The 23,309-nt window shown below is 68.9% G+C and carries 19 protein-coding genes and 1 pseudogene; 6 read left to right on the forward strand and 14 right to left on the reverse strand.

Going from position 1 to position 23,309, the window contains the following annotated elements; genetic code table 11:
• Positions 1–4 precede the first annotated feature (4 nt).
• The 4 genes from pstB to pstS (EPO51_RS03750) are packed head-to-tail and all read right to left on the reverse strand — an operon-like array spanning position 5 to position 3,712.
• Positions 5–814 carry a phosphate ABC transporter ATP-binding protein PstB gene (gene pstB, locus EPO51_RS03735; RefSeq protein ID WP_293346114.1) on the reverse strand — a complete coding sequence of 270 codons (810 nt, stop codon included), beginning with the start codon at positions 812–814 and terminating at the stop codon, positions 5–7.
• Positions 811–1,665: a phosphate ABC transporter permease PstA gene (pstA, locus tag EPO51_RS03740; RefSeq protein ID WP_293346115.1), complete on the reverse strand. Its 855-nt coding sequence runs from the start codon at positions 1,663–1,665 to the stop codon at positions 811–813. Before pstA ends, pstB begins: the two co-directional genes overlap by 4 nt.
• Positions 1,662–2,633 (reverse strand): phosphate ABC transporter permease subunit PstC, encoded by a 972-nt coding sequence (pstC, locus tag EPO51_RS03745; protein WP_293346116.1) that lies wholly within the window; start codon positions 2,631–2,633, stop codon positions 1,662–1,664. The genes pstA and pstC overlap by 4 nt, the downstream gene beginning before the upstream one ends.
• Positions 2,630–3,712: a phosphate ABC transporter substrate-binding protein PstS gene (gene pstS / locus EPO51_RS03750; RefSeq protein ID WP_293346117.1), complete on the reverse strand. Its 1,083-nt coding sequence runs from the start codon at positions 3,710–3,712 to the stop codon at positions 2,630–2,632. Before pstS (EPO51_RS03750) ends, pstC begins: the two co-directional genes overlap by 4 nt.
• Before the next feature lie 175 nt (positions 3,713–3,887).
• On the opposite strand from pstS (EPO51_RS03750), the gene EPO51_RS03755 reads away from it, so the two are divergent.
• Positions 3,888–4,529 (forward strand): DUF47 domain-containing protein, encoded by a 642-nt coding sequence (locus EPO51_RS03755; RefSeq protein WP_293346118.1) that lies wholly within the window; start codon positions 3,888–3,890, stop codon positions 4,527–4,529.
• Between the two features lie 4 nt (positions 4,530–4,533).
• Positions 4,534–5,550: an inorganic phosphate transporter gene (locus EPO51_RS03760; RefSeq protein ID WP_293346119.1), complete on the forward strand. Its 1,017-nt coding sequence runs from the start codon at positions 4,534–4,536 to the stop codon at positions 5,548–5,550.
• A gap of 59 nt (positions 5,551–5,609) precedes the next feature.
• On the opposite strand, the gene pstS (EPO51_RS03765) is transcribed toward EPO51_RS03760, so the two are convergent.
• A complete protein-coding gene (pstS, locus tag EPO51_RS03765) occupies positions 5,610–6,647 on the reverse strand; it encodes a phosphate ABC transporter substrate-binding protein PstS (protein WP_293346120.1) in 1,038 nt (345 codons plus the stop codon).
• 234 nt (positions 6,648–6,881) lie between these two features.
• On the opposite strand from pstS (EPO51_RS03765), the gene EPO51_RS03770 reads away from it, so the two are divergent.
• Complete coding sequence (locus tag EPO51_RS03770; RefSeq protein WP_293346121.1) at positions 6,882–8,468, forward strand: porin; 1,587 nt, start codon at positions 6,882–6,884, stop codon at positions 8,466–8,468.
• A 254-nt stretch (positions 8,469–8,722) separates the two neighbouring features.
• Here the strand turns inward: EPO51_RS03770 and EPO51_RS03775 are convergent.
• The 8 genes and pseudogenes from EPO51_RS03775 to EPO51_RS03810 all read right to left on the reverse strand — a co-directional run.
• Positions 8,723–9,475, reverse strand: a pseudogene (locus tag EPO51_RS03775) (UDP-2,3-diacylglucosamine diphosphatase); the annotation flags it as partial.
• Between the two features lie 74 nt (positions 9,476–9,549).
• Positions 9,550–10,239 carry a phosphate regulon transcriptional regulator PhoB gene (gene phoB, locus EPO51_RS03780; RefSeq protein ID WP_293346122.1) on the reverse strand — a complete coding sequence of 230 codons (690 nt, stop codon included), beginning with the start codon at positions 10,237–10,239 and terminating at the stop codon, positions 9,550–9,552.
• The gene (phoU, locus tag EPO51_RS03785; protein WP_293346123.1) at positions 10,236–10,937 is read right to left on the reverse strand and encodes a phosphate signaling complex protein PhoU; all 702 of its coding nucleotides are present in this window, start codon (positions 10,935–10,937) and stop codon (positions 10,236–10,238) included. Before phoU ends, phoB begins: the two co-directional genes overlap by 4 nt.
• A gap of 83 nt (positions 10,938–11,020) precedes the next feature.
• Positions 11,021–12,160 (reverse strand): ATP-binding protein, encoded by a 1,140-nt coding sequence (locus tag EPO51_RS03790; RefSeq protein WP_293346124.1) that lies wholly within the window; start codon positions 12,158–12,160, stop codon positions 11,021–11,023.
• A complete protein-coding gene (gene ccmI / locus EPO51_RS03795) occupies positions 12,160–13,353 on the reverse strand; it encodes a c-type cytochrome biogenesis protein CcmI (protein WP_293346125.1) in 1,194 nt (397 codons plus the stop codon). The genes EPO51_RS03790 and ccmI overlap by 1 nt, the downstream gene beginning before the upstream one ends.
• Complete coding sequence (locus tag EPO51_RS03800; RefSeq protein WP_293346126.1) at positions 13,354–13,818, reverse strand: cytochrome c-type biogenesis protein; 465 nt, start codon at positions 13,816–13,818, stop codon at positions 13,354–13,356.
• Positions 13,815–14,351, reverse strand: a complete 537-nt coding sequence (locus tag EPO51_RS03805) for a DsbE family thiol:disulfide interchange protein (protein ID WP_293346127.1) — start codon at positions 14,349–14,351, stop codon at positions 13,815–13,817. The genes EPO51_RS03800 and EPO51_RS03805 overlap by 4 nt, the downstream gene beginning before the upstream one ends.
• A complete protein-coding gene (locus EPO51_RS03810; protein ID WP_293346128.1) occupies positions 14,348–16,315 on the reverse strand; it encodes a heme lyase CcmF/NrfE family subunit in 1,968 nt (655 codons plus the stop codon). The genes EPO51_RS03805 and EPO51_RS03810 overlap by 4 nt, the downstream gene beginning before the upstream one ends.
• A 153-nt stretch (positions 16,316–16,468) precedes the next feature.
• On the opposite strand from EPO51_RS03810, the gene EPO51_RS03815 reads away from it, so the two are divergent.
• From EPO51_RS03815 to EPO51_RS03825, 3 genes are read left to right on the forward strand one after another with little or no spacing between them, the layout of a single operon-like run.
• Positions 16,469–18,928, forward strand: coding sequence for a cyclic nucleotide-binding domain-containing protein (locus EPO51_RS03815; protein ID WP_293346130.1), 2,460 nt, complete (start codon positions 16,469–16,471; stop codon positions 18,926–18,928).
• Between the two features lie 33 nt (positions 18,929–18,961).
• Complete coding sequence (locus EPO51_RS03820; protein ID WP_293346132.1) at positions 18,962–19,810, forward strand: hypothetical protein; 849 nt, start codon at positions 18,962–18,964, stop codon at positions 19,808–19,810.
• 1 nt (position 19,811) lies between these two features.
• Positions 19,812–21,671 carry a cytochrome c3 family protein gene (locus EPO51_RS03825; protein ID WP_293346134.1) on the forward strand — a complete coding sequence of 620 codons (1,860 nt, stop codon included), beginning with the start codon at positions 19,812–19,814 and terminating at the stop codon, positions 21,669–21,671.
• A 175-nt stretch (positions 21,672–21,846) separates the two neighbouring features.
• Here EPO51_RS03825 and gdhA read toward each other — a convergent pair whose 3' ends face one another.
• Entirely contained in the window at positions 21,847–23,205 is a 1,359-nt protein-coding gene (gene gdhA, locus EPO51_RS03830; protein WP_293346136.1) for an NADP-specific glutamate dehydrogenase, read from the reverse strand.
• Positions 23,206–23,309 lie beyond the last annotated feature (104 nt).

The following is a 23,309-nucleotide window of genomic DNA, read 5'->3' on the forward strand; positions in this document are numbered from 1 at the left end:
CCTCCTAGCCGAACCGGCCGGTGATGTAGTCGCGGGCCCGGGTGGTCACCGGGTTAGTGAAGAGCTGTTCCGTCTCGCCGAACTCGATCAGCTTGCCCAGGTACATGAACCCGGTGTGGTCGGAGAGGCGCGCCGCCTGGCCCATGTTGTGCGTCACGATGACGATCGTGTAGTCGCGCTTCAGCTCGGCGATGGTCTCTTCCAGCCGTGCCGTCGAGATCGGGTCCAGCGCCGAGGCGGGCTCGTCGAGCAGCAGCACCTCGGGCTTCACGGCGATGCCGCGGGCGACGCACAGGCGCTGCTGCTGGCCGCCGGAGAGGCTGAGGCCCGATTCCTTGAGCTTGTCCTTCACCTCGTCCCAGAGGGCGGCGCGGCGCAGGCTGTCCTCGACGCGGTTGGCCATCTCGGCCTTCGAGAGCTTCTCGTACAGCTTCACGCCGTAGGCCACGTTGTCGAAGATCGACATCGGGAACGGGGTCGGTTTCTGGAACACCATGCCGACGCGGGCGCGCAGGGTGGCGACGTCCACACGGGGCGACAGCATGTCCTCGCCGTCCAGCAGCACCTGACCCTGGGCCCGCTGGCCCGGATAGAGGCTGTACATGCGATTGAGGACCCGGAGCAGCGTCGACTTCCCGCAGCCCGACGGACCGATCAGCGCGGTCACGGCGTTGGCCGCGAAGGAGACGCTGACATCGAACAGGGCCTGCTTCTGGCCGTAGAAGAAGCTGAGGTCCTTGATCGCCAGCTTGACGACCTCGGGCGGCAGCTCGAGGACCGCCGTTTCCGGCGGGTTGTCCAATTGGGCGTTCATGAGCGGCGGGGCTCCCGGGCGAGGATGCGGGCGACGATGGTGACCGTCAGCACGGTGGCGGCGATCAGCAGCGCGCCGGCCCAGGCCAGGCGGCGCCAATCGTCGTAGGCGGAAAGCGCGAAGTTGAAGATCACCACCGGCAGGTTGGCGGTGGGCTTGGTCATGTCGAGGCTGAGGAACTGGTTGTTCAGGGCGGTGAACAGCAGCGGCGCGGTCTCGCCGCTGATGCGGGCGAAGGCCAGGAGCGCGCCCGTGAGCATGCCGCCCTGGGCCGCCTTCCAGATCACCGTGAGGATCGTGCTCCAGACCGGCGCGCCCAAGGCGACGCTGGCTTCGCGCAACGCGATCGGCTGGAGGCGGAGCACGTCCTCGGTCGTCCGGGTGATCACGGGCGCCGCGATGAGGGCGAGCGCCACGGAGCCGGCCAGCCCGGAGAAGCCTCCCAGTGGCGCGACGAGGATCTCATAGATGAACAGGCCGATCAGGATGGACGGCGCTGACAGCAGGACGTCGTTCAGGAAGCGGATGACCTTGCCGTATTGGCTGTCGCGGGCGAATTCGGAAAGCCAGGTCCCGGCCAGGACGCCGATGAACACGGCGCCGATCATGGCCACGATGCACATCATAAGCGACCCCAGGATGGCGTTCAGCAGGCCCCCCTCGGACCCCGGCGCCGGGGTCGACTTGGTGAAGATGTCGAGATCCAGGCCGCCGATGCCCTGGCTCAGCAGCGACCAGAGGATCGCCGCCAGCGCCAGGATCGCGATCCCGGTCGCCAGCCAGCAGAAGGTCAGGAAGGCGCCCTCGCCGATCCGGCGGGAGAGGCGCGGGGCGCCAATAACAGCGGTCATAGGTTCGCCTGCCGTCCGATGAGCAGCCGGGCCAGGGCCAGGACTACGAAGGTGATGATGAAGAGCACCAGGCCGAGCGCGATCAGCGACGAGGTGTGCAGCACGCCGGTCGCCTCGGCGAACTCGTTGGCGATGGTCGAGGCGATGGTGGAGCCCGATGCGAACACCGAGGTCGGGAAGCCATGGGCGTTGCCGATGATGAAGGTCACCGCCATGGTCTCGCCCAGCGCGCGGCCCAGGCCCAGCATGACGGCGCCGATGGCGCCCGTGCGGACATAGGGGATGCTGACCTTGCGGACGACCTCGAAGGTGGTCGAGCCGAGGCCGTAGGCGCTCTCGCGCACCTGGGCGGGAATGGTCAGCAGCAGCTCGCGCATGGTGGCCGCGATGAACGGCAGGATCATGATCGCCAGGATGATCGAGGCCGACAGGATGCCGGCCCCATTCGGGACGCCGGTGGTGATCTTCTCCCAGAGGGTGCCGGGCTGGGCCGACATCATGATCGGCATCTGGACATGCTTGGCGAACCAGGGCGCGAAGACGAAAAGGCCCCACATGCCGTAGACGATCGAGGGAATGCCGGCGAGAAGCTCCACGGCCGTGCCGATGGGACGGCGCAGGATCGGCGGGCACAACTCCACGAGGAAGATCGCGATCCCGAACGACAGCGGCAGGGCGAACAGCAGGGCGAGCCCGGCGCTGATCAGGGTGCCGGCGACCGCGCCCGCGGAACCGTAGACCTCCTGCACCGGATCCCACTCGGCGCTGGTGAAGAAGCCGAAGCCAAAGGCCTGGAACGCCGGCCAGCCGCCAATCGCCAGGGACACGACGATCCCCCCCAGCGCGGTCAACAGGAAGGTGGCCGCCGAGAAGCACAGGATCTCGAAGCCCTTGTCGAAGGCGGCTCCGAACGCCGACCGCGGCGGAGCGGCCGCGGCGGCGTGAGGCCTGTCGGCGACGGCGGTCATTGGGCGGCCGGCGTGAAGACCGGCTTGCCGTCGGGGCCGACGATGGCCGACCAGCTGGCCCGCACCTGAGCCTTGAGCGCGGCCGGCAGCGGCACATAGGCCAACTCGTCGGCGGCCGCGTCGCCCGTGGAATAGGCGCGGTCGAAGAAGCTGAGCACGGCCTTGCCGTTGGCCGCGTCGGTCTGTTGCTTGTGCATCAGGATGAACGTCGCCCCGGTGATCGGCCAGGCGCCCGCGCCAGCCTGGTTGATCAGCAGCAGGTAGAAGCCCGGCGCCTTGGTCCAGTCGGCGCCCGCCGCGGCGGCGGAGAAGCTCTCGGCCGTCGGGTTGACGAACTGCCCGGCGGCGTTCTGCAGGCTGGCATGCGGCATGCTGTTCTGCTTGGCGTAGGCATATTCGACGTAGCCGATAGCGCCCGGGGTCTGCTTCACATAGCCGGAGACGCCATCGTTACCCTTGCCGCCCTGGCCGGCCGGCCACTTCACCGCGTCGCTCGCGCCCACGACGCCCCACTTCGGAGCGACGGCGGTCAGGTAGCTGGTGAACAGGAAGGTGGTGCCCGACCCGTCCGAACGATGCACCACGGTGATCGGCAGGTTGGGCAGCTTCACGCCGGGGTTCAGCCCCGCGATGGCCGGGTCGTTCCACTTCTTGACCGTGCCCAGGAAGATGTCGGCCAGCAGGGGTCCGGTCAGCTTGAGCTGGCCCGGCTGGATGTCGGGCAGGTTCACGATCGGAACCACGCCGCCGATCACGGTCGGAAACTGGGCAAGGCCGTCGGCCTCCAGCTCCTCGGGCTTCAGGGGCTTGTCGCTGGCGCCGAACGCCACGGTCTTGGCCTTGATCTGCTTGATGCCGCCACCGGAGCCGATCGCCTGGTAGTTCAGCGCCAGGCCCGTCTCGGCCTTCTGCAGTTCAGCCCATTTGGCGTAGAGCGGCGCGGGGAATGTCGCGCCGGCGCCCGAGATCTGGACACCCGAGGCGGCCGGGGCCGCGCCCTCGCCCGTCTTGTCGGTCTTCTGTCCGCAGGCCGAAAGAGCCAGGCATGCCGCCAGGCCAAGAACGATTTTCCGATACACGCGCCATCTCCGCTTTCGGGCGATCCTGGCTTCGCTCTACGCGGCGCGCATGACAGTTGGACGACAATTGGCCGAAGGTTTTGCGACGTACGCATGACAGTTCGATGACGCACGGCGCGGATCACGCTATGGACCCCGCCGCACCCCTGTCGCGACGCCATTATAGAGGTCGAATGTGAACTGGTTCCAGGCCCTCATGCCCAAGGAGGGTGGGTTCTTCGACCTGTTCGAGCGCCACGCGGGGACGCTGTGCGCCGGGGCCCAGTCGCTCCACAGGCTTCTGGAGGGCGGCCCTGGCGTGCCCGAGCACTGCGCCGCGGTGGCCAAGCACGAGAACGAGGCCGACGACATCACCCGCGAGGTGATGCTGCTGGTCCGCCGCACCTTCATCACCCCGTTCGACCGGGCCGACATCATCGACCTGATCACCTCGATGGACGACGCCATCGACCAGATGCACAAGACCTCCAAGGTCACGGCCCTGTTCGAACAGCGCGAGTTCCAGCCCGACATGCTGCGGCTGGGCGAGGTGATCGTGAAGACCGCCGACCTGACATTCCAGGCCGTGCCCCTGCTGCGGTCGATGAAGAACAACGCCGCCAAGCTCAACAGCCTCACCGACCAGGTGACGAAGCTGGAGGAAGAGTCGGACCATCTCTACGATGCCGGGATCGCCGCCCTCTACCGCAACGTCGGCAAGACCGACCCAATGGCCTACATCGTCGGCGCCGAGATCTACGATCACCTGGAGAAGGTGGTCGACCGCTTCGAGGACGTGGCCAACCGGATCAGCGGCGTGCTGATCGAGCACCTCTAAGCCCATGGATCTCGCAGGCGCGAGCTACCTGCTCATCTTCCTGATCTTCGTGGCGCTGGCGTTCGATTTCCTGAACGGCCTGCACGACGCCGCGAACTCGATCGCCACCATCGTCTCCACGCGCGTGTTGTCGCCGCGTTGGGCGGTGGTCTGGGCCGCCTTCTTCAACTTCATCGCCTTCCTTTTCTTCGGCCTCCACGTGGCCAACACGGTCGGCAAGGGCATCATCAGCGCCGACATCATCTCCGATGCGGTGATCTTCGGAGCGCTCGGCGGCGCGATCAGCTGGAACATCATCACCTGGCTGGCGGGGATCCCCTCGTCGTCGTCCCACGCCCTGATCGGCGGCCTGCTGGGCGCCGGCATCAGCAAGGCGGGCTTCGAGGGCGTCGTCTGGTCGGGGGTTCTGAAGACTGTGGCCGGGATCGTGGTGTCGCCCGCCCTGGGCTTCGGCCTCGCGCTGATCCTGGTCCTGATCGTGTCCTGGGCGTTCGTGAAGGCGACGCCGTCGATCGCCGACTCCGCGTTCCGCAAGCTGCAGTTCGTCTCGGCGGCGATGTTCTCGTTGGGCCACGGCGGCAACGACGCCCAGAAGACCATGGGGATCATCGCCGTCCTGCTCTTTTCGCACGGCCAACTGGGGCCCGAATTCCACGTGCCTTTCTGGGTGGTGATCTCCTGCCAGGCGGCGCTGGGCTTGGGCACCCTGTTCGGGGGCTGGCGGATCGTCCACACGATGGGGTCCAAGATCACACGGCTGTCGCCCCAGCAGGGCTTCTGCGCCGAGACCGCCGGGGCCATCACCATCTTCCTGGCCACCCATATCGGCGTGCCGGTCTCGACCACCCACACCATCACCGGCGCGATCGTCGGCGTGGGCGCGTCGCGACGGGTTTCGGCGGTGCGCTGGAACATCGCCGGGCGGATCGTCTGGGCCTGGGTGATCACCATGCCCGCCTCGGGCCTGATCGCCGCGGCCTTCTACGCCATGGCCCGCCTGGCCGACCGGACGTTCGGCTAAGCCGAAACGCACGTGGCCGGCGCGAGGCCGGCCACGACGTCCCGAAGGGAAGGCAGGATCTAGCGGTAGACGGGCTTGCCGTCCGGCCCGACGACCTTGGACCACGACTTGCGCACCAGCTCCTTCACCGAGGCCGGCATCGGCAGATAGTCCAGCTGGACGGCGGCGGCGTCCCCGTTCTTGTAGGCCCAGTCGAAGAAGGCCAGGACCTCTTTGCCCTTGGCGGCGTCTTCCTGCTTGGTCTTCACCAGGATGAAGGTGGCGCCCGTGATCGGCCAGGCTTCGCCGCCCGGCTGGTCCAGGAGCAGCAGGTAGAAGCCGGGGGCGGCGCTCCACTTGGCGTTGGCGGCGGCGGCGCTGAAGTTCGCCGCGGCCGGGGCCACGTACTTGCCCGCCTTGTTCTGCAGCAGGGTGTAAGTGAGGTTGTTCTGCTTGGCGAAGGCGTACTCGACGTAGCCGATGGCGCCCGGCGTCTGCTTCACATAGGCCGCGACGCCGTCGTTGCCCTTGCCGCCCAGGCCGGTCGGCCACTTCACCGCGTCGTTCGCGCCCACTTCGCTGGCCCAGCGCGGGGCTTTCATGGACAGGTAGCTGGTGAAGAGGAAGGTCGTGCCTGAGCCGTCCGAACGGTGAACCACCGTGATCGGCAGGTTGGGAAGCTGGACGCCCGGGTTGTACTTGGCGATCAGCGGGTCGTTCCAGCGCTTGAGCACGCCGCGGAAGATGTCGGCGGTGAGCGCCCCTGTCAGCTTGATCTCGCCCGACTTGATCCCCGGGATATTGACCACCGGCACGACGCCGCCGATCACGGTGGGGAACATCGAGAAGCCGCCGGTGGCCAGGTCGTCCGGCTTCAGCGGCTTGTCGCTGGCGCCGAAGTCGACGGTGCCGGCGGTGATCTGGCGGATGCCGCCGCCCGACCCGATGGCCTGGTAGTTCAGGCGGTTGTTGGTCTGCGCCCGATAGAGCTCGGCCCACTTGGCATAGACCGGCGCCGGGAAGGTCGCGCCCGCGCCCGAAATGTCGGCGGCCTGGGCGGCGCCCGGGCCGGCCAGGGTCGCGGCGGCCACGATCGCGGTGAGATAGCGTTTGAACATTTTGGGAAACCCCCTCGTCGTGGGCGCGCTTCGGGCGCCCGGTCGAGGCCGGTGTACGGAGCCCCGGCGAAGGTGCAGTGACGTTTGCATGTCAGTTGAGTGACATCGCTGAGCGCTCGGCGACTGTCACGAATCTGTCTCGCCAATTTTGCCGTACCGTCGCAATCGAGGCCTAGAGACCGGCCCGTCGACGTCGCCCTCCTGGCGGCCAAGAGCAAGGACTCCACGATGGGAATGTCTCTCAAACGCGGCGCCACCGCGTGGCTTTCCGCGACCATGGCCGGCGCGCTCATGTGCAGCGTCGCGACCAGCGCCCTGGCCGCCCCGGCGTCGGCCAACGACACCAAGCTGCAGACGATGCAACGCCAGCTCGACGACATGCGCGCCCAGCTGGACGCCATGAGGGCGGCCGGCCAGCAGCCGTCGCCGCAGCTCTCCGCCATCCAGCAGCAGCTCGACGCGATGGCCGCGCAGCTCGCGGAGATGAAGACCAGCCAGGAGACGGTCAACACCGACATCGCCACCCTGAAGCAGGCCCCCGCCGGCACGTCGGTCACCGTCACCCTGCCCAACGGCAAGCCAACCTTCGCGACCGCCGACGGCCGGTTTACGGCCAACGTCCGCGCGATCCTGATGATGGACGCCGGCAAGTACTTCCAGGACAACGACCTGGGCCCGGCGGTAGTCGGCCGCGACCTGAACGAAGGCGTGAACTTCCGCCGCGCACGGATCGGCTTCGACGGGCGCCTGTTCCAGGACTTCGACTATTCGTTCGTCTACGAGTTCGGCGGGTCGGGCGCCGAGGAGGCCGGCAGGCTCTACGAGGCCTCGGTCACCTACACGGCGCTGAAGCCGCTGCGGATCAAGGTCGGGGCCTTCGAGCCGAACGTGAACCTGGCCGCGGCGACCTCGACCAGCGCCATGCCTATCCTGGAACGCCCGGCCCCCGCCGAAGCGGCGCGGAACGTGGCGGCCGGTGACTCTCGGACGGCCATCCAGCTCTCCGCCGCCGGCGTGTTCGGTGACGACGACACCGGCATCGCCACCCGCTGGTTCGGCGCCACCGCCTTCACCGGCAATACTCTGGGCGGCACGCAGCAGTTCGACGAGCAGACCGCCTGGGTCGCGCGCGCCGCGCTGGCGCCCTACTCCGGCACGACCTGGCAGGCGCACTTCGGCGCCAACTACCAGTACGTGATCCAGCCGAACGACGCGGTCGGCCCCGGCGTCGCCGGGACGCGGTATCCCATCCAGATCCGCGACCGTCCCGAGCTCCGGCTCGACGGAACCCGGCTCGTGGACGCCGGCGCGATCGACGCCGACCACGCCACAGTCTATGGCGGCGAAGCGGCGTTCGGCTTCGGCAGCTTCCTGGTCGAGGGCGAGTACTTCAAATACAAGATCGAGCGCCGCAACAGCGCGCTGGCCAACCCGCACTTCAACGGCTGGTACGCGCAGGCGTCGTGGGTGCTGACGGGCGAAACCCGGCCGTATGACCCGGTCGAGGCCCGCTTCGGCGCGCCGCGCATGAACTACAATTTCAATCCGAAGGCCGGCACCTGGGGCGCCTTCGAGCTGGCCGCACGCTATTCGGTGCTCGACCTCAACTATCGCGAGGGCCTGACGGGCGCCACGCCGGTCGGCGGCGTCCGCGGCGGCGAGCAGAAGATCTGGAACGTGGGCGTCAACTGGTATTGGAACCCGGCCATGCGGATGATGCTCGGCTATCAGCACGTCGAGATCGACCGGCTGAACGCCACCGGCGTGCAAATCGGCCAGACCTACGACGCCGTCGCCGCGCGCGCGCAGGTGGCCTTCTAAAGCTCCTCCCCCGGAGACTTCAGGCCGTCGCGGTTTCGCCGCGGCGGCTTTTTCTCCTGGGTCGCGGGACCGTCATGGGGACGACACGAGGCGCGGCTAGCGTCGCGCGCAGTAACCCCTCGCGTAAATCTCCAGTCGGCCGCCCCGAAGGCCGCGTTTCGGCCGCGACCGCCCCCCGGTCGCGGCCCCTTTTTTGCCGGTCGTCAGGCGGCGATGGGCGCGCGGAGCAGGATGGGGACGCCGGACAGCGCCTTGCGCGCCTCCAGCCAGTGGACGATCTCGAACGTCCCGTCGAAGCCTTCGACGATGGCGGTGCAGCTTTCGACCCAATCGCCGTCGTTGAGGTAGGCGACGCCGTCGATGTCGCGCATCTCGGCCTTGTGGATGTGGCCGCAGATCACGCCGTGGACGCCACGCCGGCGGGCCTCGTCGGCCATGGCGCCCTCGAACTTGTCGATGAAGGCCACGGCGTCCTTCACCTTGTGCTTCAGGTAAGCCGACAGGCTCCAGTAGCCCAGGCCCATCATCCGGCGCACGCGGTTGAAGTGGGTGTTGAGGGCGATCAGGGCGCGGTAGCTCCAGTCGCCCAGGAAGGCCAGCCAGCGGGCGTTCTGCACCACCCCGTCGAACTCGTCGCCATGGGTGACGAGGTAGCGCCGGCCGTCGGCGGCCTCGTGGACGGCGTCGCGCGCCACGATCACCCCGCCGAAGTGGACGCCGCAGAAGTCACGGACCACCTCGTCGTGATTGCCGGGGACGTAGACGACCTTCACGCCCTTGCGGGCGAGCCGCAGGATCTTCTGGACCACGTCGTTGTGGGCCTGGGGCCAGAACCAGCCCGAACGCAGCTTCCACCCGTCGACGATGTCGCCGACCAGGTAGAGCGTCTCGCACTCGAGCTCGCGGATGAACTCCAGGAGCAGCTCGGCCTGGCAGCCCCGCGTGCCCAGATGGATGTCGGAGATGAAGGCCGTCCGGCAGCGGACGGCGGGAGAAGTCTCGTGCATCGCTGCCCCCAACGGCGAAAGACGCAGACGAGCGTCAGCCGAGTCTGTGACGCTCGGATGACGGCGGTATCCGGCTAGCCCTCGGTATCGAGGGCATAGCCGGCCGACCGCACCGTCCGGATCAGGTCCGGCGAGTCCGTCTGGCGCAAGGCCTTGCGCAGGCGGCCCACATGGACGTCGACGGTGCGGACCTCGACATAGGTGTTCGCGCCCCAGACGGCGTCCAGCAGGCGCTCGCGACTGAACACCCGGCCGGGCCGCTGCATCAGGAAGTCCAGCAGCCGGTACTCGGTCGGACCCAGGTGCACGTCTTTGCCGGCGCGGGTCACCCGGTGGCGGCCGCGGTCGAGGACCAGGTCGGCGTACTCCAGGCGCTCTTCCACCAGCTCGGGCCGCGTCCGGCGCAGCAGGGCGCGGATACGGGCGACCAGTTCGCTCATCGCGAAGGGCTTGACGACGTAGTCGTCGGCGCCGGTGTCGAGGCCGCGGACCTTGTCGGCTTCCTCGCCGCGGGCGGTCAGCATCAGGACCGGCGTGCGGCGGGTCTCGGCGCCGGCGCGGAGCTGGCGGCAGACCTCGACGCCCGACACCTTGGGCAGCATCCAGTCGAGGACCACCAGATCCGGCGGCTCCTCGGCGACCCGCAACAGGGCCTCTTCGCCGTCGGCGGCCCGCTCGACGCGGAAGCCTTCCTTCATGAGGTTGTAGTCGAGGAGGGTCGCCAGCGCGTCCTCATCCTCCACCACCAGGACGTACGGGGTCACGATGGCGCGCCCTCCACTTCGACGCTAGGCAGACTCACCTTGGGCCTTTCGCCGGTCAGCTCCTGACCGGTCATCTGGAAGTGCAGGATTTCGGCGATGTTGGTGGCGTGGTCGCCGATGCGTTCGAGGTTCTTGGCGATGAACAGCAGGTGCGCGCCGGCGGCCACGGACCCCGGATGGTTGGTCATCAGCGCCAGCAGCTCGCGGAACAGGCTTTCGTAGTGCTCGTCCACCTCGCCGTCGCGGCGCCAGACGTCCAGCGCGGGCTCCACGTCGCCGGCGGCATAGGCGTCCAGCACCTCGCGCAGGCGAGCCGAAACCAGGCGGCCCATGCGTTCGATCGCGCCGGTCAGCGGCAGCAGCGGCTCGCCGGCGGAGAGCACCAGGCTGCGCTTGGCGATGTTGCGCGCCAGGTCCCCGCAGCGTTCCAGGTTCATGGCCAGCTTGAGGGTCGAGATGGCGCGGCGCAGGTCCGTCTCGCCAGGATGATGGTGGGCGATCAGGCTGAGCGCGCGGCGCTCCACCTCGCTCTGCAAGGTGTCGAGACGCAGGTCGCGGACGATCAGCGCCTGGGCCAGGGGCACGTCGCGGCGCACGACGGCGTCGACCGCATCCACCACCTGGGCCTCGGCGAGGCCGCCCATGCGAATGACCTCGGCCACCAGTTGCCGCAACTCGGCTTGATAAGAACGTGTCACTCAGCCCTCGATCCGTTGCGGCGCAAACTAATGCGATCTCGCGACAGTTTTGCGACAGCGACGGCGGTTTGCCGCCCGCGGCGTCACGAACTGGGGCCGGCCGCCGGTAGATAGACGCTGAAGGTGCTGCCTTCGCCCTCGGCGCTTTCGACGATCAGGCCGCCGCGATGGCGGTTGACCACGTGCTTGACGATGGCGAGACCGAGCCCGGTTCCGCCGCTCCGCTGGCCCTCGACCCGGTAGAAGCGCTCGGAAAGGCGCGGCAGGTGCTGGCGGGCGATCCCGGGCCCTTCGTCGGTGACACGGAGCACCACATAGGCCTGGCCCTCGCCGCTGTCCGGCGAGAGCAGCGACAGGCCGACGCCGGAGCGGCTGGACGCGCGCGCCGCTTCCAGGCTGGGCGCCGCCTCCAGGCTGACGCAGACCTTGCCGCCCCGCGGCGTGTACTTCACCGCGTTGTCGACCAGGTTCTGGATGACCTGCACGAGCTGGTCGCGATCCCCGACGACCGAGTTCACGCCCGGCTCCGACTTGGTCGCCACGCTGACGTCGCGCTCCTCCGTCAGCGGACGGATGGCGTCCGTGACGTCCTGGATCGTGCGGGCCAGGTCGACCTTGCCGGACGGGGCGATGTGCTCGTTCAGCTCGATGCGGCTCAGCGACAGCAGATCGTCCACCAGGCGGGCCATGCGGGTGGCCTGCTGGGCCATGATGCCGAGGAACTTGTCGCGCGCCTCGGGATCGTCCTTGGCGTGAGTGCGAAGGGTCTCGACGAAGCCGGCCAGCGAGGCCAGCGGCGTGCGCAGCTCGTGGCTGGCGTTGGCGAGGAAGTCGGCGCGCATGCGCTCGGTGCGACGCGCGTCGGTTTCGTCGCGCAGCATGACCACCAATCGGCGAGGCCCCTTCCCTTCGGTCTCCAGCGGTCGGGCGAAGGCGCGCCAGAATCGCGGCTGCACGCCGATGGTCTCGAAGGCCACCTCGGCCGAGCCGCCCATCTCCAGGGCGGCCTCGATGGTCTCCAGCACCTCCGGACGGCGCAGCGCCGCCCCCAGGGGCGCCCCCGCCAGGTCTATGCGGAAGACCTCGCGCGCGGCCCGGTTGCCGTAGGCGATCTCGGGCGCCTCACCCTCCCGGCCCTGCACCAGGATCACCGGCTCGGGCAACAGTTCCAGGATGAGCTGCGCCGCGGTCCCCGCCCCGCCCTTTTCCAAGAGATCAGCCATCAGCCCACCGGAACGCCGAGTTGAGAGGCGGTGTTGCGCAGGGCCTGCTGGTCCGCCGGCGAGCCCGCGAAAGCGCGGCTGGCGTCGCGGTAGTCCGCCGCGGCCTGCTGCGTCTGGCCGAGCACCATCCGCGCGCGGATCAGGCGTTCCCAGCCGGCGCGGTCCTTCGGATTCTGCTTCAGGCGCTCGGCCAGGCCCGAGACCATGCCCTGGATCATCTGCTGGCGATCGCCCTCGCTCATGGATTGGGCCTCGGCCATCTGCTGCTGGCTGGGACCGCGCGCGGGCTCCGCCATCGGGGCCTGCGCCGTCCGCATCGGCGGCAGCCGTCCGGACAGGTCGATCTTGCGGTCGGCCGCGACCTTCTCGACGAAGGTGCGCACCTCGGCCGCCCATGGCGCGTCCGGCGGCGCGGACTTCAGCAGGGCGACCCAATCGTCCATCGCGCCTTCCTGGTCCCCCCGCTGATCCTTGGCGACGGCCAGATAGTAGCGGGCGCGCGGGTCGCCGGGGTCGGCGGCGACCGCCCGGCGGAAGACCTCCTCCGCGGCAGGCGTCACCGCCCCGTCCGAGGCCAGGACCGTGGCCTCACCCTGGGCCGACAGATATTCGGCGTTCTTCGGGTCCAGCGCGGCGGCCTTGCCATAGGCCGCCGCGGCCTCGGCGTTGCGGCCGGTCTGCATGTAGGACCAACCCAGCATCCGCCAGCCTTCGGCGTTGTCCGGCCGCTGCTGCATCTGCGCCTCGAGCTGGGCGATCATCGCGCCCACCTCGCCCTGGGGATGGCCCTCGGCGGTCGTCGCCATGGCGGCGGGACCGGCCTTCAGCGCCGACGTCCCCGGCACGTCGGGGCGGCCGATCTTCAGGTAGAGGCCGGTGCCGGCCAGGGTGACCACCGCCACGATCCCCAGCGCCACGATCAGCAGCGTGCGCTCCGACAGCGGGCGGGCGGCGGCCTCGGGCCGGCGGCCTTCGGCCAGCACGCGGCGCTTCAGGTCGGTCTTCAGCGCCTCGGCTTCCGGCTGCGGCAGCGCGCCCGCGGCGGCCTGGGCCTCGATCTCGTCCAACTGGTCCTTCAGCACGGTGACGGCGTCCGCGCGCTGGGTGCGGGCGGCGTCGCGCCGGCGCACGAGCGGGATGGCCAGGCCCACGGCCGCCAGGACCGTCATCAGGGTCAGGATCATCCAGAGCATTCAGCGGACCTCGTCGGAGTCTAGCATCTCGGCCAATTCGGCTTCTTCCTCGGCCGTCAGCGCGCCCGCCTTGGCGGGCGAGCGGCCCCGCATGTAGACCACCGCGCCGATGCCGCCCACCAGCAGCACCGCCAACGGTCCGAACCACAGTGCGAGCGTGTCCAGCCGCATGGGCGGCTTCAGCTGCACGAAGCTGCCGTAGCGGGCGACCAGATAGTCCACCGCCTGGGCGTCGGTGTCGCCCGCGCTGATCCGCTCGCGCAGGATGATGCGCAGGTCGCGGGCCAGGGCGGCGTCGGAATCGTCGATCGACTGGTTCTGACAGACGACGCAGCGCAGTTCCTTCGAAAGCTTGTGGGCGCGGGCCTCCAGCGCCGGGTCGGGAAGCTGTTCGTCCGGGTTCACCGCGGCGGCCGGACCGGCCACCAGGGCGAACGCGAGCGCCAGGGACAGGAAGCGCCTCACGATTCCTTCCTCAGCTGTTCCATCAGCGGGCCGATCTTCTGCTCCCAATCGTCGGGCGTGAGAGCGCCTACGTGCCGATAGCGGACCTTGCCCTTCTTATCGATGACGAAGGTCTCGGGCACGCCGGCCACGCCGAACTCGATACCCGTGCGGCCGGTCTCGTCGTTGCCGACGCGGATGTAGGGGTCGCCGTGCTCGGTCAGCCACTTCAGGCCGGCGGGCGCGTCCTCCTTCCAGTCCAGGCCATGGATCGCCACGCCCTGCTGGCGCAGGCGCATCAGCACCGGGTGCTCGACCCGGCACGGCCCGCACCAGGAGGCGAAGACATTCAGCAGCACCGGCTCGCCGCGGTCGAAATCGGTGTTCGAGAGCCCCGTGTCGCCCGGGCGCACCGGGGCGGTGGTGAAGGGGGGCAGCGGCTTGCCGATGAAGGCGGACGGCAGGGCGCGCGGGTCGCGGCCGAGGCCGGCGAAGAACACCCCCAGCAGGATTACGAAGCCCAGGACGGGCAGGACGAACAGCAGACGCCTCATTCCGCGGCCACCGGTTGCGCGAGAGGTTGGGTCTTCACCGCCGCGCCAACCCGCACGCGCCGGTCGCTGAGCGAGATCGCGCCGCCGATCGACATGGCGAACCCGCCGATCCAGATCCAGATGATCAGCGGGTGGTTCCACATCCGTACGATCACGCCGGCCTCCGACTCCTCGCCCACCGAGACGTAGAGGTTGCCCAGCGGCCCGACGCGGATGCCGGCCTCGGTCGTCTGCGACTGGGCGGAGGGGAACCAGCGCTTCTCGCTGCGCAGCTCATAGGCGCCGGTCGGGCCCTTGATGGAGAAGCGCGCCTGCTTGGCCTGGTAGTTGACACCCTCGACCAGTTCGTAGCCCGTCATGGTCACGGTGCGGCCGGCGAAGGCGACGCTGTCGCCGACCTTCATGTTCAGCACCTTGTCGGAGTCCCAGGCGGTCACGCCCGTGATCCCGAGCGTCAGCAGCCCCAGGCCCGCGTGCGCCACCACCAGGCCCACGATGGAGCGCGGCGTCGTGCGGATCGCGCGGCCCAGGTAGGCGCGGCCCGACCACCACCGGCGGCCCAGGATCATCACCGACCCGGCGATCAGCCAAGCCGCCAGCGCCAGGCCTCCGGCGGTTCCGACGCCCTTGAGCCCGACGAACGGCAGGGCGACCAGCAGGGCCAGGCCGGCCGCGATGGCGGGCAGGCGCACGCGCGCCAGGATCTTGCGCGCCTCGTCCCGCTTCCAGTTCAGCATCGGCCCGAACACCACCAGAGCCAGCAGCGGGATCGCCAGGGGCGCGAAGGTGCGGGCGTAGTACGGCGGGCCGACCGAGATCTTGTCGTTGTTGACCATCTCGATGAACACCGGGCTGAAAGTGCCCAGGAAGACGGTGGCCGTCAGCGCGGTCAGGAACAGGTTGTTGAGCGTGATGCCGCCTTCGCGCGACAGCGGCTGGAACAGGGCGCCCGAGCGCAGCCCCGGGGCCCGCCAGCCATAGAGCGCCAGCGACAGGCCGGTGGTCGCGGCGAGGATACCCAGGATGTAGACGCCTCGCTTCGGATCCACCGCGAAGGCGTGGACGCTGGTCAGGATGCCCGAGCGCACCAGGAAGGTGCCCACCAGGCTGAGCGAGAAGGTCAGGATGGCCAGCAGGATCGTCCAGCTCGCCAGCGCCCCGCGGCGCTCCAGCACCAAGGCGGAATGCAGCAGGGCCGTGCCCAGCAGCCAGGGCATCAGGGAGGCGTTCTCCACCGGATCCCAGAACCACCAGCCACCCCAGCCCAGTTCGTAATAGGCCCAGGCGCTGCCGAGCGTGATGCCGGCGGTGAGCGGGATCCAGGCGGCGAGCACCCACGGCCGCACCCACCTGGCCCACGCCGCGTCCACGCGGCCCTCGATGAGCGCGGCCACGGCGAAGCAGAACGCCACCGAGAAGCCGACGTAGCCCAGGTAGAGCAGCGGCGGGTGGAAGACGAGGCCCGGGTCCTGGAGCAGTGGGTTGAGCTCGGTCCCCTCGACGGGGGCCGGCGACAACCGCAGGAAGGGGTTCGAGGTGAAGAGCAGAAAGCCCAGGAAGGCCGCGGCCAGCACGCCCTGGACGCCCAGCACCCGCGCCTGCAGCGTCTCGCGCAGCGTGCCGCCGAAGGCCGCGACCCCGCCGCCGTAGATCGCCAGGATCAGCACCCACAACAGCATCGAGCCTTCGTGACTGCCCCAGGTGGCGGCGAATCTGTAGGCGACCGGCTGGGTGGTGTGGCTGTGCTGCGCCACCAGGGCCACCGAGAAGTCGCAGGTCACGTAGGACCAGGCGAGACACCCGAACGCCAGGGCCACGAAGATCGCCTGCAGCAGCGCGGCGTGGCGGCCCACCGCCATCAGCACGCCGTCGCCCCGCTGGGCGCCCCACAGCGGGGCGACCGCTTGGACCAGCGAGAGCAACAGGGCGAGGATCAGCGCGAACTGTCCGACTTCCGCCAACATGGACTTTATGCTCCCCTCCGACCTGCGGCGCGTGGTAGCGCGTTCGCACAGGATCGGAAATGTTACTGTGTCAAAGCTGAGTGGGAGCGTGAAGGCTTAGCGCGTGCGGCCAAGGGCCAGGTCGAGCCGTATGTACTGGGGGCGTTTGGGGCGATGTCGGAACTCTACAAGATCGCGATCATCGGATCCGGTCCTGCGGGACTGAGCGCGGCCGCTCACGCCGCGAAGAAGGGCATCTCCCATGTCCTGCTGGAAAAGACCGACCACCTCTCAGACACCATCTTCCGCTACCAGAAGGGCAAGCACGTCATGGCGACGCCCGCCGTGCTGGTGCTCCGCGCCGACTGCGAGTTCGACGCCGGAAAGCGTGAGAAGATCCTCGCCCAATGGGACGCCGACGCAAAGGCCGCGGGCGTCAACGTGCGCTTCAAGGCCGAGGCCAAGGCGATCACGGGCGAGAAGGGCGATTTCACGATCGAGCTCACCAAGGGCCAACCGATCCGCGCCGAGAACATCGTCCTGGCCATCGGCACCCAGGGCAACCCGAACCTGATGCGCTGCGACGGGGCCGCCCTGCCCCACGTGCAATACCAGCTCGACGATCCGGGCGAATACACGGACGAGCACATCTTCGTCGTGGGGTCGGGCGACGCCGGCATCGAGAACGCCCTGGGCCTGGCCGCGGACGCCGCCCAGGGCAACACCGTCACCATCCTGAACCGGTCCGCCGACTTCGCCCGGGCGAAGAAGGCCAACGTCGACAACCTGATCGCCGCACGGGACGCCGGTCGTATGACCATCATGACCGAGACCTCGCCGGTCCTGGTCGAGCCGGGCTGGATCACGGTGGAGACGCCCCAGGGCTCGTCCCGCTACAAGTGCGACCGGATCATCGCCCGGATGGGCGCCTCGCCGCCGCGCAAGTTCGTGGAGGCCGCCGGCCTCTCCTTCGCGAGCGACTCGCCCAGCGCCTTCCCGACCCTCACGCCGACGTTCGAGAGCAGCAGCAAGCCCGGCATCTATGTGATCGGAGCGCTGGCCGGCTATCCGCTGATCAAGCACTGCATGAACCAGGGCTACGACGTCGTGGAGTTCATCTCCGGCGTCACCGACCTGGAGCCCGCCGACGAACCGTTGCTGAAGGACAAGCTGAAGGCGCTTCCCGGCCTGCTTTCCGTGTCGCAGTGGCTGGAGTTCCTCCGCAGCAAGGTGGAGATCCTGAACGGCCTCTCGCCCCTGCAGATGCGGGAGTTCCTGCTCGACTCCGAGGTCCGGGCCTACAAGCCCGGAGAGGCGATCTTCATCCGCAACGACCAGGGATCCTCCTTGTTCGGGATCGCGGACGGCGCCGTGAAGGTCGAGGTCGACCCCAGCAACCCGAACATCACCGTGCCGATCGGCGCGGGCTCGATCTTCGGCGAGGTGGGCCTGATCTCCGGCCGCAAGCGCGGGGCCACGATCCGCGCGTCCGAACCTACGATCTGCGTGGAAATCCCGCGCATGGCCGCCCTGAAGCTGATGGCCCAGGTGCCGGAGGCGCGCGAGACGGTGAACCGCATCACCAGCGAGCGGCAGGTGCTGCAGATCTTCAAGTCGGGCCTGACGCCCGCCGACATCTCCGAAGTGCTGGCCGGCGCCGAGGTGATGGAGGTGCGCCCGGGCCAGGCCATCATCAACGAGGGCGACGTCTCTGACGACCTCTACATCATCCGCTCCGGCTCGATGATCGTGGAGAAGAACCTGGGCGGAAAGCCCGTGTTCATGTCCTACGTCCCCGCCGGCTCCTACTCCGGCGAGATGGCGATGATGGAGCGTTCGCCGCGCGTGGCGACCGTGAAGGCCGCAATCCGCTCGACGGTGGTGAAGCTCCCGGCCGAACCGTTCCGCGCCCTGCTGGCCCGCAAGCCCGAACTGGCCAAGCGCATGCAGACCGAGATGCGGGCGCGGCGCGAGATCAACGCCTTCATCGAGGAGCAGAAGGAGGAGTTCGGCGGCGCCGTCGACATGTACTCCTCGGTCGCCAACTTCCTGATCAAGCAGGGGATCGGCGAGGCCACGGACGTGCTGCTGATCGACGAGAGCCTCTGCGTCGGCTGCGACAACTGCGAGAAGGCCTGCGCCGACAGCCACGACGGCCTCAGCCGCCTGAACCGCGAGGCCGGCACCACCTTCGCCAACATCCACGTGCCCACCTCCTGCCGGCACTGCGAGCATCCACACTGCATGAGCGACTGCCCGCCGAACGCCATCCGGCGCGGCCCGGACGGCGAGGTGTTCATCTCCGACACCTGCATCGGCTGCGGCAACTGCCAGCGGGCCTGCCCCTACGGCGTGATCCAGATGGACAAGCCGCCGCCGCCCAAGCCCAGCCTGTTTTCCTGGATGCTGTTCGGCAAAGGGCCCGGCCCGGGCCAGCCCGACTACGAGTGGCGCAAGAAGGCGTCGAAGGGCGGCGCTGGCGGCGAATCGCCGAAGCTGGCCATCAAGTGCGACATGTGCTCGGGCAAGGCCGGGGGGCCGGCCTGCGTGCGGGCCTGCCCGACGGGGGCGGCGATCCGGGTCTCACCCGACGCCTTCCTCTCGGTGGCGCGGATCGACAGGGGCGCCGGCTGACACGTGACGCAGGTTGGGGGGCATACGGAACGGGTGAGGCAGCGGACCCATGAAGGGTTCCTGCGGCACAAGGGCTTCCGCTGGGCGCAGATCGCGACGCTGCTCTGCCTGGTGGTGGTGGCGGTGTACTTCTTCGTGGCCGCCCGCCTCGCCGAGCCGCCCAGCGGCGGCAGTTGGCTGGGCTATACGCTGGGGACCATCAGCGCCGGCCTGATCGTCTGGCTGGCGTGCCTGGGCATCCGCAAGCGGGTGATCACGGCGGGCCACTATTCGCTGAAGGCCTGGGTTTCGGCCCACGTCTACCTGGGCCTGTCGCTGACCGTGCTGGCGACCTTGCACACCGGCTTCCAGTTCGGCTGGAACGTCCACACCCTGGCCTATGTCCTGATGATGCTGGTGATCGCCTCTGGGGCCTTGGGCATCTGGGCGTACGCCACCCTGCCCCAGCGCCTGCACGGCAACCGCGGCGAGACCACGCGCAAGCAGATGCTGGAGGCCATCGAGAGCCTCGACAAGCAGCTGCACGATCTGGCCCAGCCGCTGGATCGCGCCGGAGCCCAGGTGGTGCGCCTGTCGCTGGAGCAGACCGAGATCGGCGGCGGGTTCTGGCGCCGTCTGACCGGCGCCCACGGCGACTGCGCCAACCTCCGCGCCATGCGCAAGCTCAAGCAGCTGCCCGCCCCGGCCACGCCGCGCCAGGCCGAGGCGCTGGCCCGCATCGAGACCGTCCTGCAGCAGAAGGCCGACGTCCTGGGCCTCGCACGCCGGCAGATGCAGATCACCGCCCTCCTCGAAGGGTGGCTGTTCGTGCATATCCCCGCCACCTTCGCCCTGCTGGCCGCGCTCACCGCGCACGTGGTCAGCGTCTTTACGTACTGGTGAGATGGCCCAGGAATTTCACCTTAAGCTGATCACCCAGCGCTCCGGCGGCGGCGACCCGATCGTGCGCGAGCGGCGCCTGGAGGGTCTCGAGGCCACCATCGGGCGCGCGCCGGACAACGACATCGTCCTGGCCGACCTGTCGATCGACCCGCAGCACGCGCGGATGCGCTTCATCGGTCCCGGCCGAATTGGCATCGAGTCGGTCAGCGGCCTGCCGTTCCGGGTCGCGGGCAAGTCGGTGCAGAGCGCCGTCGTGGACGCCGCCGGCCACCCGGTCGTGGCCTTCGGCGAATACACGCTCAGCTTCGCGCCCGGCGAAGAGGCGGAGGCGGTCGAGGTCACCGTCACCCGCGAGGACGACGAGCATCACGCCAGCCCCGGGGTCTTCTCGCTGCAGGCCAAGGTGTTCGGCCGCCGCAACATGGCCTGGGTGCTGGGCTCCGGGATCTTCCTGCTCTGCCTGGCCATCCCGATGATCTTCGTGCTGTTCATGGCGAATCCGAAGATCCACCCCGACCAGCAGTGGTCCACGGGGCCGCTGTCGAAGGCCCACGCCTTCATGGAGAAGGACTGCAAGTCCTGCCATGCCAACGCCTTCGTCGCAGTGCGCGACGAGGCCTGCCTGACCTGCCATACGGCGGACCCCGCGACGGCGCCCAAGGCGCTGGACGCCGCACGGCGCCTGGGCAGCCCGTTCGAGCCGCGGCTGGTCGCCGAGCACGCGGCCCACGCGGACCTGGAGAAGGCCACGCCCCTGCCCCCGGGCTTCGGCCGCAAGGTCAGCGTGATGGTCCAGCGGACGTTGAACCATCCGACCGACCGCTGCGCGAGCTGCCACGTCGAACACACGCCGGCCAAGGGCGGCGACCCGACGGCGCCGCTGTCGGACAAGCCGAAGCTGGTGGTCGTCCAGGACTGCGAGAGCTGCCACAGCCAGCTCAAGATGCGGCTCGCCAAGACCGACCTCATCGACACGCCCGACTGGAGCAAGCACCCGGGCTTCCGGGCGCTGGTGATGACCCAGGCGGGCCCGAAGCCTTCGTTCCAGCGCGTGGCTCTGGACACCGCGCCGCAGGAGCGCAACGGCCTCATCTTCCCGCACCGCCTGCACCTGGACCCGCTGGGAGGCGTGGCGCGCCAGGCGATCGGCCTGGGCAAGGCGGCCGGCTATGGCGCGGCGCTGGAGTGCGCCTCCTGCCACCGCCGCGACGCGTCAGGGACGAGCTTCCTGCCGATCGAGATGGAACGTGACTGCGCCGACTGCCACAGCCTGGCCTACGCCAAGGTCGGCGGCGAACTCCGCGACCTCCCGCACGGCGACCTCGACAAGGTGGTCGCCACCCTGGCCGGCCGCACCGTTTCGGCGTCCGGCGGCTCGGATCGCACGCGGCCCGGCCAGATCCGCCCGACCGCCTTTGCGGCCAGCGGGGCCAGCGCCTATCGCGCCACCTTCTCGCGCGGCGGCGCCTGCTACGACTGCCACACCATCACCTGGGACGGCGACACCGTGCGGATGGCGCCGGTGAAGCTGGCGGCGAAATACCTGCCGCGCGGTGGCTTCGACCACGGCGTGCCCGAGCATGGCGGACCGGGGCTGGCCAAGAAGGGCGGCTTCAAGTGCGCCGACTGCCACCGGGCCCAGACCTCGGACAAGTCGGGCGACGTGCTGATCCCCGACCTGGCCAAGTGCGGGACCTGCCACGGCCAGACCACGGCCAAGATCGCCGCCGCCGACGACGCCGACTGCACCACCTGCCACAGCTTCCACAAGCCGGGCCAGGCGACGCCCAAGCCCGGCCATCCGCCGCTGCGGACCCTGCGGTGGACGGAAGCCATTACTCGTCGTGAGGCTGGAGCCTAGCCGCGCCGCAGGCGTCGTCCTTTCTGACCACGGACGGGCACGGACCCACGCCGACATGTCCGTGTCCTTCCGTGTGGGTTCGTGGTTCGAGTCTTCCTTTGGCGCTGGCGCGCCATGGAAAACGCCGCCCCGGTTGCCCGAGGCGGCGTTCGCATTTCCAGCGATGTGAAGCGGCCTACACCACCCCGAACGCCAGCATGGCGTCGGCGACCTTCTTGAAGCCCGCGATGTTGGCGCCGCGGACGTAGTCGGTGACCTTGGAGCCCGGGCGGCCGCCATACTCCACGCAGGACGCGTGGATGCCGGCCATGATGTCCACCAGCAGGCGCTGCAGCTCCTCTTCCTTCCAGGAGATGCGGGCCGAGTTCTGGCTCATCTCGAGGCCGGAGACCGAGACGCCGCCGGCGTTGGCGGCCTTGCCCGGCGCGAACAGGATCTGGGCGTCCTTGAAGACGTGTACGCCTTCCAGGGTGGTGGGCATGTTGGCGCCTTCCGACACCGCGATGCAGCCGTTGCCCACCAGGGTCCGCGCGTCGTCGCCCGTCAGTTCGTTCTGGGTGGCGCAGGGCAGCGCCAGTTCGCAGGGCACGCTCCACGGCGTCTTGCCCACGTGGAACTCCGCGCCGGTGAACTCCTTGACGTACTCGGAGATGCGGCCGCGGCGCTTGTTCTTCAGGTCCTTGACCCAGTTGATCTTGGTCTGGTCGATGCCGTCGGGGTCATAGATGAAGCCCTCGGAATCCGAGAGCGTCAGCACCTTGCCGCCGAGCTGGGTGACCTTCTCGGCCGCGTGGGTGGCCACGTTGCCCGAGCCGGAAATCACGGCCTTCTTGCCCTTGATCTCGTCCTTCTGGGTCGCGAGCATGTTCTGCATGAAATAGGTCGCGCCGTAGCCGGTGGCCTCGGTGCGGATCAGGCTGCCGCCGTACTCCAGGCCCTTGCCCGTCAGCACGCCGGTGAACTCGTTGGTCAGGCGCTTGTATTGGCCGAACATGTAGCCGATCTCGCGGGCCCCCACGCCGATGTCGCCGGCGGGCACGTCCACGTCGGCGCCGATGTGCCGGTAGAGTTCGTTCATGAAGCTCTGGCAGAAGCGCATGACCTCGTTGTCGGACTTGCCCTTCGGGTTGAAGTTCGCGCCGCCCTTGCCGCCGCCCATGGGCAGGCCGGTCAGCGCGTTCTTGAAGGTCTGTTCGAAGGCCAGGAACTTCAGCACGCTCTCCGTCACCGACGGGTGGAAGCGGATGCCGCCCTTGTAGGGGCCGATGGCGTTGTTGTTCTGGACGCGCCAGCCGCGCTGCACGCGGATGTTGCCCTTGTCGTCTTCCCAGCAGACCCGGAAGCTGATCACCCGGTCCGGCTCGGCGATCCGCCGGAGGATCTGGTACTTGTGATACTGTTCCTTGTCCCGGATGAAGTCGAAGATGTCTTCAGCGACTTCCTGGACGGCCTGGGCGAATTCCGGCTGGCCCGGATTGCGGCGTTTCACGCCCTCGATGAACGTCGCAAGATCGACGTGATCACTTACTGCCATGTGGTCCCCCATAGACCAGCGCGACGCTCGCGCCGGCGGCTCTTCCCTTAAGAAGCTTAGCTTCGAATTCCGTACGGGCTAAGCGCATTTGCGGACGCAAACGG

Source organism: Phenylobacterium sp. (genome assembly GCF_004297125.1).
Lineage (GTDB): Bacteria > Pseudomonadota > Alphaproteobacteria > Caulobacterales > Caulobacteraceae > Phenylobacterium.